Consider the following 15952-nt stretch of genomic DNA (forward strand, 5'->3'; position numbering starts at 1 on the left):
TAAAACTTATTTCTACTACAATCACGAACTTACTGAACCTGAATTTCAGGAATTATCATAAAATCAAAAAACTCCATTATCGCTAATGGAGTTTTGAATACAATTATTTTCTGAAGAGCTTATTCTACTTTAATTTCAATCGTTTTACCTGAAATCCCATTAACTGTCGAAGCTTTCAACTGAATATTTTCTTTCTTCCCGTTGGATTGAATAATGGCGATACATTTACCATTAAATACGTTGTAGGATGAGGCTTTAAAAGAATCCAGATTGGCCTGATAACCGTTGTCGAGCCCAACTAGTTTACCGCCTCCGGTTACCTCAAAATCGATTTTATGATCGGCATTCGGAACTAGGTTTCCGTCAGAATCTGTGATAGAAACGGTCACGTAAACCAAATCATAAGTATCATTTTTTAGGATTGCTTTATCCACTTTCAAATCTATTTTGGAAGCTTCTCCGGCGGTGTGAATCTCCTTTTCCAAAACTACTTTTCCGTCTTTTCTGGAAATGGCTTTTATCGTTCCGGGTTCGAATTTTACGCGCCACGAAATGTGCAGGTCGTCATTTTGTTTGGCTTTTTTGCCCAGTGATTTTCCGTTGAGGAACAATTCTACTTCATCGGCATTGTTGTAATACGCCCAAACATCGACTTCCTGATCTTTTTGCCAGTTCCAGTGCGGAAAAAGATGCAAGACGGGTTTGGTCGTCCATTCGCTTTGGTACATATAATAGACATCCTTGGGAAAGCCCGCCAAATCTACGATTCCGAAATACGAACTTCTTGCGGGATACGGATACGGATCGGGTTCGCCCAGATAATCGAAGCCTGTCCAGATGAAAGTTCCCGCCATAAAATCCTGTTTCTTGATGGTTTTCCAGTTTTCTTCGTGCGTTGCACCCCAATACGACTTTACCTGATCGTAAGCAGAAACGGTCCAGTCGGCATTTCCGTCAAAAGGCGCGCCGTGTTTGGTCGGCCATGCTTTAATTCCGTCCGGAAAATCATAATGCCCGCGGGTTTGCAATGCCGAAACGCTTTCGGAAGCTAATATTTTCTGCCCTTTAAATTTGGTTGGGAAATCTTTATAATCTTCATGTTTGTAATTGAATCCCAACAAATCCAAAGCACCTGATTGGTAAATGAAATTTTTCTCAATAACATTCTCGGTCAAAGCGCTCGTAACGGGACGAGTGGTGTCGAGCGATTTAACGATTTGAGCCAATTCTCTGGTAATGGCAATTCCGGTGCTGTCAAATTGTTCGCGGATTTCATTTCCTATACTCCACATAATCACCGACGGATGGTTGCGGTCTCTTTTTATAAAATCTTCCAAGTCCTGTTTATGCCACGCATCCCAGTCTTTATGATAATCATTAGTTACTTTTTTCTTTTTCCAGACATCGGTAAATTCATCCTGAACAATAAATCCCATTTCGTCACACAACTGCATCATCTCCAAAGAATGCGGATTGTGTGCCATTCGAATAGCATTAGCGCCCATCTCTTTCATGATTTTCAGTTTTCTTTTGACAGCGTGAATGTTTTCCACAGCTCCCAAAGCACCGTTGTCGTGATGCAGGCAAACGCCTAATATTTTGGTTGGTTTTCCATTTAATGAAAATCCTTTTTCGGCATCGAAATTGAAGAATCTAAATCCTAATGGTGTTTCATAATTATCGACTGCTTTTGAATTTTCGTAAATCGTAGTGACAATTTTGTACAGATTCGGATTCTCAGTATCCCACAATTGTGGCTGATTTACGTTTAGTTTGTGAACCTTTTTTGCATTAGTATTGGCACCAATTTTTTCTGTTGTTTTGGCATTTGCTACTTCTTTATTATTCGCATCCAGAATCGAGGTCACTAATTGAAATTCTTTTTCGGAATTGGTTTTATTTTCAATCGTTACTTCCAAGTTAACCGATGCTTTTTCTGTCGAAACTTCCGGTGTCGTTACATAAGTTCCCCACTTTGCTACGTGGAGTTTTTCGCTCGCCACCAATCGTACATTCCTGTAAATTCCCGAACCGGTGTACCATCTGGAATTGGGCTGTGCATCGTTATCGACTTTTACAGCAATGATGTTTTCTTTCCCAAAATTTAAATATTGCGACAATTCATAGGTAAATGAAATATATCCGTTCGGGCGCATTCCTAACGAATGTCCGTTGATGAAGACTTCGCTATTTTTGAAAACACCGTCAAATTCTACCGAAACCGTTTTGTTCGCCCAATCCGCCGGAACGGTAAAAGTTTTGCGGTACCAGCCTTTTCCTGCCGGCAAAAATGCCTGTGCCTGTTTGGTTTTACTGTCTTTATCGAAATTACCTTCGATGCTCCAGTCGTGCGGCAATTGCAAAGTTCTCCAATCGGCAGTACTAAAATCAGGCTGAATCGCTGTTGGATAATCTCCTAATTTGAAGTTCCAGTTTTGATTGAAATCTTCAACGATTCGGACATTTTTACTTTTTGAAGCACAGGCAACTAAAAGCGACAATGCCAATACAATTGTTATTTTTTGTAAAACGTTTTGATATTTTTTTACCATTGTAATTGTTTTTTTCACCATATAAGTGATATAAGTTTTTGAAAGTTTTGCTCGCAGATTTTTATTCAATTAAATAGATCAATTTTTGAAATCTTTCTTCTTTACTCTTTCCTCTATTTTCTCTCTACTGAAACTCAAAAGAATCCAAAAGCAAACCTTTCATATCCTCTGATTCTATTATGATTTTATACGTTCCGGCATTGATGTAACCTCCAGAAGTTGTATTCAGTATTTTCCATTTTTCTGTGGCAGACGGAAACTCGATCGAGTCATTTCGCATCATGATTCCGTAGGCGTCTTCCATTTTGAATTTGACTTTCAATGGCGTTTCGTTTCTATTCATAAATCGGAAGCGCATCAGGTAAATTCCCGCAACTCCCGGTTTTACTTCAAACTGAATGGTGTTTTTTGATTTTTGTATAAACTCAATATAATCTGCTTTTTTGAAATTGCCTTTTTCGATTCCGGTTCCGGTGGTTTTCGCAGTTTCTGCTTCCAAAAGTACAACTGGTCGGAAGTCGTCTTTTTCGCCCATATCGTAGGTTGGAACAACTGCGATGGTGCTATTTTCAAAACTAACTTTTTCTCCTTTTTTGACTTTTTTATGGAAAACTGAAAATTCGATTTTATCTGAATTTTTAGCGATTTCAGTCATTCTTTTATAACCCGAAATAGAATCTTTTGATTGGGTAAAAAGATAAATTTCCGAATCTTCTTTGGTTACAAACAAACCTGAGCTTTTTGAATTTGATGAAATCCGTAAATAATCGGCACCATAAACTTCACCAGGCAATTGCGTAAAAACAACTTCTGAATCTGAATATTGTTTGGAATTGATATCCAGCCACGAACCGATTTTAGTTTCTGAACTACCCGCAATGTTCTGAATATTTCGTGGCGAAGCCGAAGCTCCTTTTACAGTTTTATCTTTGGTGGCTATGGCAATTGCCGAAATGATCGCCTGACTTGCTTTTACATTTGGGAAAGAGATTACGATTTTTCCGTTTTTGCTCTTCACGACGAAAGTTTTCTTTAAAGCAACATCGTGTCCGACTTCGCTCCAAATGTCCAAATCTTTCAGCACCACATTATCATTGATGGCTACGTCAAACAGACGCCAGCCTTTGCAATCGAGTCCGCCACCGGTTCCATACCAAGGTTCTATAAAATACAATTCTACCAGATACTCTCCGTCAGGAGCAGGGAATTCGTAACGCAATTTGTCAATTCCATATCTGAAACTTTGGAATAAACTCCAATCTTTAGTTCCTGCAATTGGGTCGGAAGTACTTCTTTGGCTTGCATAAAAATCAGGCAATTGTTTGAAATTATCTGTCCAAGATAAAGAACCCCAAGTGTTTTCTCCGCTTTTATGAACATCCGCTTGCCAAGTGTTTCCAAGTGAATCGGTAATTTCACTACCGCCACTATTCACTCTGTAAATGTAATTGTATCCCTTTTGAGGCTCCAAAATCGTTTCTTTTTTAGTTTCTAATGCGTTGAAATGTGGCGCTTTTGACAAACTGTTTAAAACGATATAATCTTTGGCAACTGCTTTTCCATTTACATAACCAACGGCATACAAAACGTTGTATTGAATATTTACATTATTCCACTGAAAATGCTGTCCCAATCCCGGATTTTTTAATTTTCCTAGCGAAGATTTATTGACATCATTGAACAATTCGACTTCATCACAATTGGAATACACATCGATTCCGTTTTTGATTCCAGGTCTTTCCCAACGGTTCGGCCAAGTGTGCGAAACGATATACACCATCGGATTGGTTTTGTTCGAAACGTAATTGGCGCGGTACATATAATAAGCATCCAAAGGTTCGCCCCAAATACTGAAAAGTCCTTTATAATTCACTGGCCCAACCTTGTCGATATCCCTGAATCCTTCGCCGTTTTGCGAACGTCCCGGATTTTCATGCGAAGCAAAAAGCCAGTTGAACTGTCCTGCGATTTTATCTTTTACAGACTCGGCTTCGCGGACTTTTATTTCCATTAATTGCGAGAAACGGTTTTCGCTCAAAGTTCCTTTTTGATCGAATTCGCCTTCAGTGTGTAAATCGTGTGAACGCCAAGCACCGTATTCTCCGTTAAGCAATTGCTTGCTCATTTCGACATCGTAATTGAACGGATCGCCACCGTAGGTTCCCGACCAGTTTTGTACCACATTCCAATCGGTTCCTTCGCCTCCATTACAGGTGGTAACGATGCGTTGCGATGCGGACATCGGATCCATTTCGCGAATGATTTGGGTACATTCTTCAGCAAACTCTTTTGGAATCGTGCTTTCGTTCTGCAATCCCCACATTACCACCGATGCATTATTTCGGCGTTCTTTGATCCACTCGCGTAATAAGGTTTTGAAATTCTCTTTGAATTCGGGTGTGTCGTACCAAATATGTGCCGAAAACTGACTCCAGAACAGGATTCCGTTTTGGTCCAGTTCTTTTTGGTATTCTAAATTATGAGGCTGATGTGCTTCGCGAAAAGCATTGAATCCTCCCGCTTTGATTTGTTCGATTCTCGAGTGAATCTGTTCATTCGAAAAAGAATGGCTATTACCAATTAGGTGTTCGTATTCGCAGGTTCCGTTAATGAATAAAGGTTCGTCATTGATATAAAAACGATTGTCCTTTCCGTCACGACTTACAGGCCAGCTTACCCAACGGATTCCGTAAGGGGTTTTTAATTCGTCTATTTTTTTTCCGTTTTCCCAAATTGTGGTAACCAATTGATACAAATACGGATTGGCTGGCGACCATAATTTTGGGTTTGCAATTTCTGGAAGTGTTTGTGCTATTTGTTTTGTTTCTCCTGAATTGTTTTTGACATCACTTTTTACGCTAACCACTTTCTTTCCATTTTCATCAAAAAGCGAATTTTCGATAGTTATGCTTCGGTTTGAAGTTCCGTAGTTTTTGATTTCAGTAGTGATATTCAGAATTGCTTTTTCTTTGGAAGTAGCTTTGTCATTCCAAATGTGAACGCCGAAAGGTTCGATACGAACTTCATCGGTAACTACCAAAGTTACGGGTCTGAAAATACCCATTGGCTGAGAGCCTTCGGAGAATCCCCACTCGCCGGAACAACCGCCACAGACCCAAGGCAAATCGGCAATGAACGACGGATGCGATGCTTTGACAATTATATCATTTGCTTTTTCGAAAGAAACGGCGTTGGTGATATCAACTGTAAAAGTGGTTCTTCCCCCTTTGTGTTCTCCTACTTTTTTGCCATTTACCCAAACAGTAGCATAAGAACTTACACCTTCAAAAAAGAGGAAATGCCTTTTGGAACTGTCTTTTTTGTCTAACTGCATCGTTTTACGATACCAAGCGGTTCCGTGTAAATTTCCGTGTTTGGTTCTGAGAAAACCATAATATTGATCCCAATTGTGGGGTACGTTTACTTTTTGCCATTTTGAATCGCCTTTTGGATTTTGCACAAAGGTTTCTTCCTTCTCCGGAAGCTGATTCAAAACAATAGTTTCCCAAGATGAATTCAGCGAAACTTCTTTACGAAACTTCGCTGATTCTTTGTTGCCTTGACTCCAAACAAAGCAAAAACTTGAAAAAAAACATAAAATAAAAAAAACTATTTTCTTCATATCATTTTAAACCATATAAGTGATATAAGGTTATTTAAATTGTATTATTTTGAAACCGGATTATCTAACTTAATCTGGGTTCGCGTGAGGGATAGCAGCGACATCCTTTTGGGGCGGGGTTCGCCCCAAAAGATATAGCGGATAGCCCGACCCGTAGTTTTTACGGAGGGTCACGCCCACACGAGCTTTTGCGAACTGACGCAGTAGATTATCTTAATAAAACAACCAGTCTACCGCACCTTTTTCGCCTGCATCGATGTAACCTACATCACGTGTAGTGATGGTTTGATCAGCGTCGATGAAACCTAAAATCAGCACTCTTCCTTTACCTAAATCGAGTTTATTTTCGCCCGGCTGGAAAGTGTAAGTGTGAATGTTTATTCTTGGTAATTCTTTTAAATTCATTGCGCTTGCCAAAATCACTTCGGCTTGACCGTGAGCATTTCCGGACGCATCTGTTTCTAAACTTGGCGGAAACAAAAATCTCTTTTGATCAGAATTGAAATAACCTACCACCAGTTTTACAGCTTTGGTGTTTTTGAATTTGAGGTGTGTTCCTTTTTCATTTTGCGATGTTTCCTCAAAAGCAATTCCTTTTAGGTTTTGCAGTTCGGGAGCTATTTTTGTCAACTCTGAAATTGGTGTTCCGTATACTTTTGTTCCGTTTTTGACTTCGTAAGTTCCTTTGCTTTCGCTTAATAAAGTTACCTCGACGGTTTTCCAAGGCTTGCCTTCCTTGGTTACGATTTTACCATCTTTTGATGATTTCAACAAATCCAGATTTCGTTTGAAGTTAGCCAATTCACGTTCGTAATGAGGTAATAATTCTGTCCAGGTTTTGTTGTTTCCATCATCTCCGCCAATCGGAATTCGGCGTTGTGCTGTCTGCATACTGTTCGCATACAAATAATGGTCTTTGGTCAAATTCACCAATAATTCGTAATATTCGATGCTTTTCTCTAAATGAGGCAGGGCTTTGTCCAAATCGGTAATATCGTTGGAATAACTGTATCTTAAAACCAACAAGGCCGCTTTTACTTTTTCTGAAAAGAAATCAGCGAAAGCTTTATAACAATGTACATCGTTTTTAAGACGCAGAAATTCTTCTTTGTCCTTGGTTACGCTGGCTTCGGCTTTGTCGATGGCTTCAACGGCTAATCTTCCGTGTTCCGTAATTTCGGCAATAATCTGCGTTGGCAATTCACCAGAATGTGGTTCTTTGTTCCACTCTTTCTTGGCATATTCCAAAAGCAATTCACCCGCTGGCCCACACGATTCGTGGAATCCAGGATAAACTCTCCATTTGGATGGATTGACCAACTGGCTTTCGAACATTCCTAATAATAAGGTCTGACGATTTCCTTCAGTAATTCCAAAACGTCTTAAGGTTTTTGGGGCAATTTCGCCTGTTTCTTCGTAGGCTTTTAAAATATTATTGGCTCCTTCTAAATCGGTTCCGTATTTAGTTCCCAAGTCTTTATCCCAATATTTGATTTCTTCGTTTCTATCTCTTTTGCTGTCCCACGCATATCTCGCCCAGGCTTTGTACCAGATCCAGTCGCGATCCATTTCGAGCAATCGTTCGCCCGTTTTAGTTTTATCAGCGGAATACGGCCAATCCCAATAAGAAGCTTGCGGATATAAATGCAAGGCGTTGGCGCCGTGAACACTGTGCATGGCTTTTATTGTTTTCTGGATAAAATCAGGTGATCCGTAACGGAATGGTTCCAGGTTTGCCAGAATATGAACGTTTTCAATATGGATTGATTTTAAAGCACTTAACTGTTTGTGCGTTTCGCCCCAAGGTCCACCTGGTGTGTAAGTTGTCAACGATTCTCCGGTGTATTTGCTTTCTGTGTACAGATTTTTGTATAACGGAAGTGATTTTTCCATTACCAAAGGGCCATCGGTGTCATGAGAACGCAGAATAATTGGTGGCTCATCTGTTCTTCCCAAGGCTTTCAGACCGTCCTGAACACCCGGAATAATGGTTTTGGTAAACCATTCTACGTCGTCATCTACGGTATTGATAGCTTCTCCCAAACAAACCAATAGTCCAACGTTTGGATATTTTTCGATAAAAGCTGCGATTGACTTTCTGGTATAATCGGAAAGTAAAGGTGTAATTGGTCTTGAACGATCCTGTGTTTTAATGTTATAATGCTCCGCAAATGGTTTGGAAACAATGATGTTATAGAACATTTGAATAACCCAGATTCCTCTTTTATTGGCTTCTACAGTAAGATATTTGTAGATTTCCTCATTCTTCTTGAAATCTTCGTCACTTACTTCAACGGCAAAAGGGTAATCTTTTAGTTTTACCAAAGAAGCAAAAGGGTGTCCATTCCACAGATACAAAGAGTTCATGCGGTTATCGACCATCATGTCCAGATACTTTGTCCATAGTTTTTTATCGTAAAACCAAGGAAAAGTTTCAGGTGTATATGGATATTCGTAAACGTCCCTTCCTGGAAGATACACCGGTTTTTGCATTCCGATACAGGCTCCTCTCAAAACCATTTCAGGACTGTTTTCGATATTGACTTCTGATGGAATTTCGCCAGCAGATTTGATTCGGTCAACGAATTCCATTGCGCCGTACAAGGCTCCAGTTGCATCGGTTCCTTCAATATAAATGAAGTTTTTTTGTGTGCGGATTTGGAAGCCTTCTTTCTTTGTTAATTGACTGTCATCGATTTTGGCAGTTTTGGCATTTTGATTCCAAAAATCGGTTCCTTTTTCGCCAATTACGATTACTTTGTCTTTTGATTTTTTTGGTGCCTTGTCTGCAAAAACTACCTTGAATCCTTTTGCGGTTGCGGTTTCTGATAATTTTTCGGCTCCATATTTTGCTCTTGGGGCATTAGCATCACGAACAATGGTGATGTTTTGTGCCGATGCGAAAGTGGCATATAGTCCTAAAAAAAGTATGCTTAAATATTTCATTGTATTCTAAAGTATTAAGTATCGAGAATTAAGTATCAAGACGTACTAATTCTGAAAAATTTTCTTCAAGTAAGCTACGTTGGCACCGTAATTGGCTTTTACGTTATGAACTTGTGTTACGTCGCGAGAACGCTCTACGATCAACCAGCCACTCCATTTCATTTCGTCCAGCGTTTTTTTGATTTTTGGCATATCAACATTTTTGTCATTTTCCAGCCAAACACTATCTGTTGTTGAAGCGTGAATCTGAGCCAAATGTTTTTTTCCTAAAATCTTCAATTCGGTAGCGATGTCTCTTCCGTTATCTACGGCATTGGCAAAATTGAAAGAGCTTTTGATATGTTTACAGCCAACTTCTTCCAACAGTTTTTTCTCTTCGGTAGCATTTAATGAAGTTTCAATTGCTATTACGCCTCCAATTTTACCTACTTGTTTTCCTGCCCATTTTAATCTTTCAATAATGATCGGGCGTAGTTCCGGATTTTTAGTCAAATCACTTTCTGTTCCCAATGGAAGATAAGCCACTTTTACGTTCATATTTTTCATTGTTGACACACAATCGTTAATCATCAATGTGATTGAATCCCTTTTGGCGAAAGACTGGGCATAAAAACCAGACATTGCAATGGAACTGATTCCGACATTCAATTCTTTGGATTTATCCAAAAACTTTTGTCTTTCAATCGGGTCGCCCAGTTTACTGTCGAAAGTTGGTCTTTTTCCCAATCCGCCCATGTCGAGTTCGATTCCGTCTGCTTTTATTTCGCTTGCCAAACCAAAGGCACCAAGTTTTTGTCTTTTTAAAATCATCCAATCGCAAACAGCTACTTTATACTTTTGCTTTTTTGATGATTGAGCAGAAACTTCACTATTAAATGTTCCTGCCAAAACAATTGTCATTGTTATAGCGATAGTTTTAATGAAACTACTATTTTTCATATTATGTTTTTGCTATGAATTCGTGATTTCCAATTCGTAATTCATAATTAATTTTTATTCCTCCTCCGCTTTAACTGCTTTTACTTCTTTACCTTCATCGCCAGGCCAGATTCCGTTTTTGATTGGAATAGCAACCAATTTACTTGGATCGATTTTTACGTATTTCAGTTTTTCTCTTCTCCATGTATAAACAATATGCACCATTCCGTCTGAACTCTGAATAATTGATGGATAGGAATATTGACTTATTTTCGAATCTTCCAAAATCAATACAGCTTTCCAATTGATTCCGTCATCAGAAATCGAAAGATTTAAAGGTGTTCTTGGTCCTTTCGCTTCTTTTCCTGGAGGCAAAACGTGGTTATAAACCAATAAGTGTTTTCCGTTTTTCAATGTTACCGCATCAGTTCCCGAATTATTATTTGGCAAACCAATCAATTCTACATTCGACCAAGTTTTTCCGTTGTCTTTAGAAGATGTGCTGAAAATAGCCCTGTTTCTAGTTCTTCCAATCGCCTGTATAGTTCCGTCTTTATGAAACAAAATACTTGGCTGAATGGCATTTATTTTTTGTTTTCCTCTTGGCAAAGTATCTCCCATAACCCAAGTTTTTCCAAAATCGGGAGTAGATTCCATACGTAGTCTCCAGCCATCGCCTTCGATACTTGACGGACACAACAATGTACCATTACTTAATAAAACTGGTTTGTTCTTGATTGGTCCTAAAAATCCTTCTGGCATTTTTTTAGCTTCTGACCAAGTTTTTCCTCCATCCGAAGAAGTTCGGGTTACACCCCACCATTCTGATGGTTTTGGTCCAATTTTATAAAACAGCATCAAATCGCCACCCGGAATTTGGTACAAAACTGGATTCCAAGTTGGCAATCTTGGTCCGTCTTTCATAATTCCGTCAGCAACCTGAACACCTTCGCCCCATTTATCACTCCCTTTTGGTTTAACACTTACATAAATACAAACATCAGGATTTCTTTCAGCAGTTCCACCAAACCAAGCCGACACTAAATCCCCATTGGTTGCTTCAACAATGGTTACGGCATGACAAGAAGGATAAGGTGCTTTGTCATATATAAATTCATCTACTAAAATTCCTTCTTTCCAAGTTTTTTTCTCCAAAGCAGATTTACAACTTCCCAAAAGTAAGAGTCCAAAAAAGGCAATCGTTATGTGTTTCAGTTTCATTATTTATTTTTAAAGAATTATATTATTTATTTTCAATGGATTACATTGACATGCGAATACAAAAAAACATTAAGTGTAAAAATAACACTAAATAAATTATTTTGCAACCTGTACCGTCCTGTATTAAGGAAAATGTTTTTTTATTTTACATTTACAACATAAGAACCCGATGGCAAAGTCAGTACAATGTTGTTATTTTCGGTTTTATAAGAAGATTTATCCAATTTCTGATTGTTCACCATTATCGATGAAGCATTGTTTGTTGGCAAATACACTACTGCCGATGAATTGGCCGGAATGGTAATTTCCCACTGCAAAGTATTTTTGCCTTTCTTCCAATCACTTTTGATTAAGCCATAAATTGATTCATACGACGCATTTACAAAAGTCAAACCAGCGTTGAAATCCGGTTTCATAATGATTTGTTTGAAACCCGGAGTTTCGGGATTGCTCTTGATTCCCGCAATATTTTCGTAGTACCAGATTAATAAATCGCCCAAGAGCATTACGTGATTTTGCGAATTCATTGATGGATCTGCAGTATTTCCGTTCCATAATTCCCAAATGGTTGTTGCACCATTTTCTACCATATAACCCCAGCTTGGGTAGGTTTTATTCGATGCCAGTTTGAAAGCCAAATCACCTCTTCCGAAGTTGGTTAATGTTCGCATCAAGAATTGCGTTCCGATTACGCCTGTACTGATATGACCGCTTTTGGTCACCTCAACTTCGTGCACCATATTTTGGAAAACCTTGTCAATTAAGTTTTCAGGAACCATTCCAAATGCCAAAGGCAAGACATTTGCAGTTACCGTATTATTGGCATAGTAGTTTTTTTCTGTATTCAAAAATTTGGCGTTGAATGCTTTTTTTATTCTGGTTTTCAAATCATCATAATGAGCAATGTCAGCATCGGCATTGGCGATTTTGGCAAACTTTTTTATTATGTTTAATAACTGATAATAAAACGCACTCGACAACAATTGTCCATCCGTCAAACGGGCTGGATCTTTGGAACGGATCAGTTCTAATGATTCCGGCGGAACGCACCAATCACCGTATTTGTCCTTGTCCATTAAATCATTTTGAAGATAATTTTCTTCCATATACACCATCCATTTTTTCATCGATGGATATTGTTTTTTGATCACTTCCGCATCGCCAAATTGTTGGTACAGCATATCGCCCACCGTAATATACGTTCCCGGCCAGGTCACATTATCGCCGTAATAACGCCAGAATGCCGGCGCCACATCTGGCAATCCGCCATCCTGCGTTTGAGAGTATTTGATATCATCCAGCCATTTGGCATACAAAGTCTGGTTATCGAATAAAAAACTTTCGCCGTAAGCACCTGTAGTTCGATCTCCCAACCAAGGCTGACGCTCGTTTCGCTGTGGACAGTCGATTGGCATTCCTTTGTAATTTCCGCTGATTCCCCACCAGGCATTTTTGAAAATCTGGTTCATCGTCGCATCCGAAGATTCGAAAGTTCCCGTTGTTTTGATATCGTCATACACCACTTTTCCGATGAAATTATCCAAAGTTGGTTTGGTCGGAAAACCTGAAATTTCTACAAAACGGAAACCGTGAAATATAAAGCGGGGTTCCCAGATTTCTTCACCTTCGCCTTTCAAAGTATAAATATCAGTCGTTTTCGCATCACGCAAATTGGCAATGTACAGCGAACCATCAGCCTGTAAAGACTCGGCAAATTTCATTGTGATTTGGTCACCGCTTTTTCCTTTTACTTTCAGTTGCAACCAGCCCACCATATTTTGACCCATATCCAAAATATACTTTCCTTTTGCAGTCGCTTTAATCGAAATCGGTTTTACTTCGCCCATTATTTTCATATTCGGCATCATCTGCGCTTCATAAAAACCGCCCGGTTCCTGAACGTATCTGGCGTTTACCCAATTTTTATCGTCAAAACTAGTCGTCGCCCAGCCTTTCATTTCCTTGCGGGCATCGTATTCTTCGCCGTCGTATTCGTTATTGGACAAAATCGGTCCGTCAGTAGTTAATTTCCAGGTGTCGTCAGTTCGGATGATGTCTTTGGTTCCATCTGTATACTCGACAAATAACTGCAAAGCCATTTTTGGAAAACCAAATGATTTGATTTTATACGGTTTGTAATCCTGACGCATCGCAAAAAAACGTCCGTTTCCTAAAATCGTTCCCAGCATATTTTTGCCTTCTTTCAGTTGAGAAGTCACATCAAAAACATTGTATTTTACGTTTTTGGTATAATCCGTAGGAACGGGTGCCAAAACCTGATCGCCAATTTTATTTCCGTTGATGTACAGCTCATACAAGCCCATTCCTATAATATACACCTTGGCATTTTTGATTGGTTTTTTCAAATCAATTTCTTTTCGCAAATAACGGGCTGATAATCGTGAATACTGGGAAACACTGTCGTCCTTCGATAATTTTTCATACCCAATCCAACGCGTCGATTTCCAGTCGGCATAGGTTAAAATACCAATGCCGAAATGAGCGTTTTCCGCCGATTTAATTTCTCCTTTATTCGTAAAAACAGTTACTTTCCAAAACGCATTTTGTCGGTCTCCCAACTTTTTTCCGTTGTAAATAATATTAATAGATTCGTTGCTTGTTACTTTTCCGCTATCCCATAAATCGGCTTTGTTGGCATTCAAATTTTCTAAAGTCGAAGCGACCATAATTTGATACGCCGTTTGTTTTACATCATTCACATCCGACTTTATCTGCCAGCTCAAACGGGGTTGCACCACATCAATTCCTTCCGGATTGTTCAGCATTTCGCATTGCAGATTGGTTACGCTGATTTTGTTTTGGGCTTGTGCCAAAGAAAAACAGAGCAATGCAATGAGAATGAATGTATGTAGAAATGATTTTTTCATAAGTTGTAATTTTTATTTCACGCAGATTTCGCAGATTTAGGCAGATTTTGTTTGAATAAGATTGAGATAAAAATCTGCGTTTATCTGCTTAAATCCGTTCAAATCTGCGTGCAATTCTTTTTATTCCGCCACTAATTTCTCCAATTTTTCTGAAACCCCAATCTCTTTTCCATTCTTAAAAATCCTAAACCCTTTTCCTTTACCATATTTCTCCCCTGTTTTATCCCAAAGAATCGTAATAATATTCCCGTGATACAACACATTATCCAGACAAAACCAATCCCATTTTTCTTGTGGAATCAAAGGATTAACCTCAATTTTTTCATCCGCTCTTGGGCGTAAACCCACCAATCCTGTAATCATCAAATCGTTAAAAGTCGAATGGTTGTAATAACGGCTACGCTCTCTGTCGCCCATTAACCAATAACCTGTTGTTTCGTCCAGATATTCTCCGATATAAGGTTTTCCTCTGTAATATTGCGACTGCACATACAAATCCATTTGTTTGAAATAATCGGTTTTGGCAACGAAAGTTTGGTCGTAATTATTCAAAACATTGGCCAAAGCCGTCAAGGTTTGTGAACTCGCAAAAGGCCAAATCGCGCCGTCCCATTCGCAGGTTCCGGTTCCGTGGGTTCTAAAACGAGGACTTCTGCGCTCTGCTGTTGTCAAACCAAAAGGAGCCGAAAATCCTTTTTCATCCTTAATCTGTTCCCAGGCTTTTTCAAAACCTTTGCCTTTTTGTGGCAGGTTAAAATACCACGGAATAAAACCGATCGCCTCTCTTACCTGAGCAAGCGTATCTTTTTCGGTAAATGTTTCAAAGAATTCACTTTTCTCATTCCACAATTTGGTTTCCACCAATTGTTGTAAAACATCAGCTTTGGCTTTAAATTTAGTCTCCGCTTCTTTATCGCCTTTCATCGATGCCATTTTCGAAATCGCCACAGCATTTCCAAACATATAACTGTTAATCGTTGGTCTTGCATTTTGTACTTTTCGCCCGCCACTCAACGATTCTTCCATACCATCCTTTACATCGTGTTGCCAAAACAAACCATCTTTACGCTGGCGGTCTTTTTCCCAAACCGCATAATCCGTTACCATATCCGGGTACAAATCCAATAAGAATTTTTCATCCTTATTCACCAAATAACGATTGTACAACGCATCTGCCGTCCAACTGCTGAATTTATACAATTTGTTCATCGGTTTTCCTTCATTGCCACGGTACCAAATTTTGACATCCTGCTCAATGTACTGCGGATCGTGCACCCAACGAAATTCGTTAATATGATGACCCACTGCACAAGCAATCAAATTGTATTTATCGGCATACGAACGGTCCACCAAAAACTCAGTAATTCCGAAACCAAGTGGTGTTTTCTTGATGTGTTTTCGAGCCGTCCACCAACGATAATAATAAATCTCCTCAAAATTTTGCTGTGGACATTCAAACAACGGAATATTCTTTTCCATCCAAGTCCACGCACTATCATTCGGAATCGCAAATTTCAGATTCTCGTCTTCCATCGTATTGAAATAATCCACATAATACTTGAAATTATCGGCTTTCAAAACAACCGAAGTTCCTTTTTTAGAATGCCCCGCACCCGATTTACATCCGCTGTTTAAAGCCGAAATCAGGATCACAATCGCCATTATTTTGTATTTTAATTGGTGTAACATATTCAAATTATTTTAATTTTTTGGGCGTGACCCTCCGTAAAAACTTCGGGTCGTGCTGTACGTTCCCGCTTTTTTTTATTCGGCTGAAAAAGCCTCTCAAAAAAAGAGCTCCACTT

General features: G+C 39.1%; 7 protein-coding genes. All 7 read right to left on the reverse strand.

Annotation, left to right across the window (positions count from 1 at the left end):
* Positions 1-119 precede the first annotated feature (119 nt).
* Positions 120-2552 (reverse strand): sugar-binding domain-containing protein, encoded by a 2433-nt coding sequence (locus PMI10_RS15230; RefSeq protein ID WP_007809573.1) that lies wholly within the window; start codon positions 2550-2552, stop codon positions 120-122.
* Between the two features lie 124 nt (positions 2553-2676).
* Positions 2677-6174 carry a malectin domain-containing carbohydrate-binding protein gene (locus PMI10_RS15235; protein WP_007809575.1) on the reverse strand — a complete coding sequence of 1166 codons (3498 nt, stop codon included), beginning with the start codon at positions 6172-6174 and terminating at the stop codon, positions 2677-2679.
* Positions 6175-6387: 213 nt separating this feature from the next.
* Positions 6388-9120 (reverse strand): alpha-d-galacturonidase, encoded by a 2733-nt coding sequence (locus PMI10_RS15240; protein ID WP_007809576.1) that lies wholly within the window; start codon positions 9118-9120, stop codon positions 6388-6390.
* Positions 9121-9165: 45 nt separating this feature from the next.
* On the reverse strand, positions 9166-10059 hold the full coding sequence (locus PMI10_RS15245) for a sugar phosphate isomerase/epimerase family protein (protein ID WP_007809578.1): 894 nt from the start codon (positions 10057-10059) through the stop codon (positions 9166-9168).
* 54 nt (positions 10060-10113) lie between these two features.
* Positions 10114-11259 (reverse strand): sialidase family protein, encoded by a 1146-nt coding sequence (locus PMI10_RS15250; RefSeq protein WP_007809581.1) that lies wholly within the window; start codon positions 11257-11259, stop codon positions 10114-10116.
* 140 nt (positions 11260-11399) lie between these two features.
* A complete protein-coding gene (locus tag PMI10_RS15255; protein WP_007809583.1) occupies positions 11400-14147 on the reverse strand; it encodes a glycoside hydrolase family 78 protein in 2748 nt (915 codons plus the stop codon).
* A 120-nt stretch (positions 14148-14267) separates the two neighbouring features.
* Positions 14268-15836, reverse strand: coding sequence for an MGH1-like glycoside hydrolase domain-containing protein (locus tag PMI10_RS15260; RefSeq protein ID WP_035631954.1), 1569 nt, complete (start codon positions 15834-15836; stop codon positions 14268-14270).
* Positions 15837-15952: the final 116 nt, after the last annotated feature.

The sequence above is a fragment of the Flavobacterium sp. CF136 genome (assembly GCF_000282055.1).
GTDB lineage: Bacteria > Bacteroidota > Bacteroidia > Flavobacteriales > Flavobacteriaceae > Flavobacterium.

Excerpts from the sequence above, each read along its gene's own strand:
- PMI10_RS15245 (WP_007809578.1), bottom strand. The coding sequence starts at position 10,059 with ATGAAAAATAGTAGTTTCATTAAAACTATCGCTATAACAATGACAATT.
- PMI10_RS15260 (WP_035631954.1), bottom strand. The coding sequence starts at position 15,836 with ATGTTACACCAATTAAAATACAAAATAATGGCGATTGTGATCCTGATT.
- PMI10_RS15235 (WP_007809575.1), bottom strand. The coding sequence starts at position 6,174 with ATGAAGAAAATAGTTTTTTTTATTTTATGTTTTTTTTCAAGTTTTTGC.
- PMI10_RS15240 (WP_007809576.1), bottom strand. The coding sequence starts at position 9,120 with ATGAAATATTTAAGCATACTTTTTTTAGGACTATATGCCACTTTCGCA.
- PMI10_RS15250 (WP_007809581.1), bottom strand. The coding sequence starts at position 11,259 with ATGAAACTGAAACACATAACGATTGCCTTTTTTGGACTCTTACTTTTG.
- PMI10_RS15230 (WP_007809573.1), bottom strand. The coding sequence starts at position 2,552 with ATGGTAAAAAAATATCAAAACGTTTTACAAAAAATAACAATTGTATTG.
- PMI10_RS15255 (WP_007809583.1), bottom strand. The coding sequence starts at position 14,147 with ATGAAAAAATCATTTCTACATACATTCATTCTCATTGCATTGCTCTGT.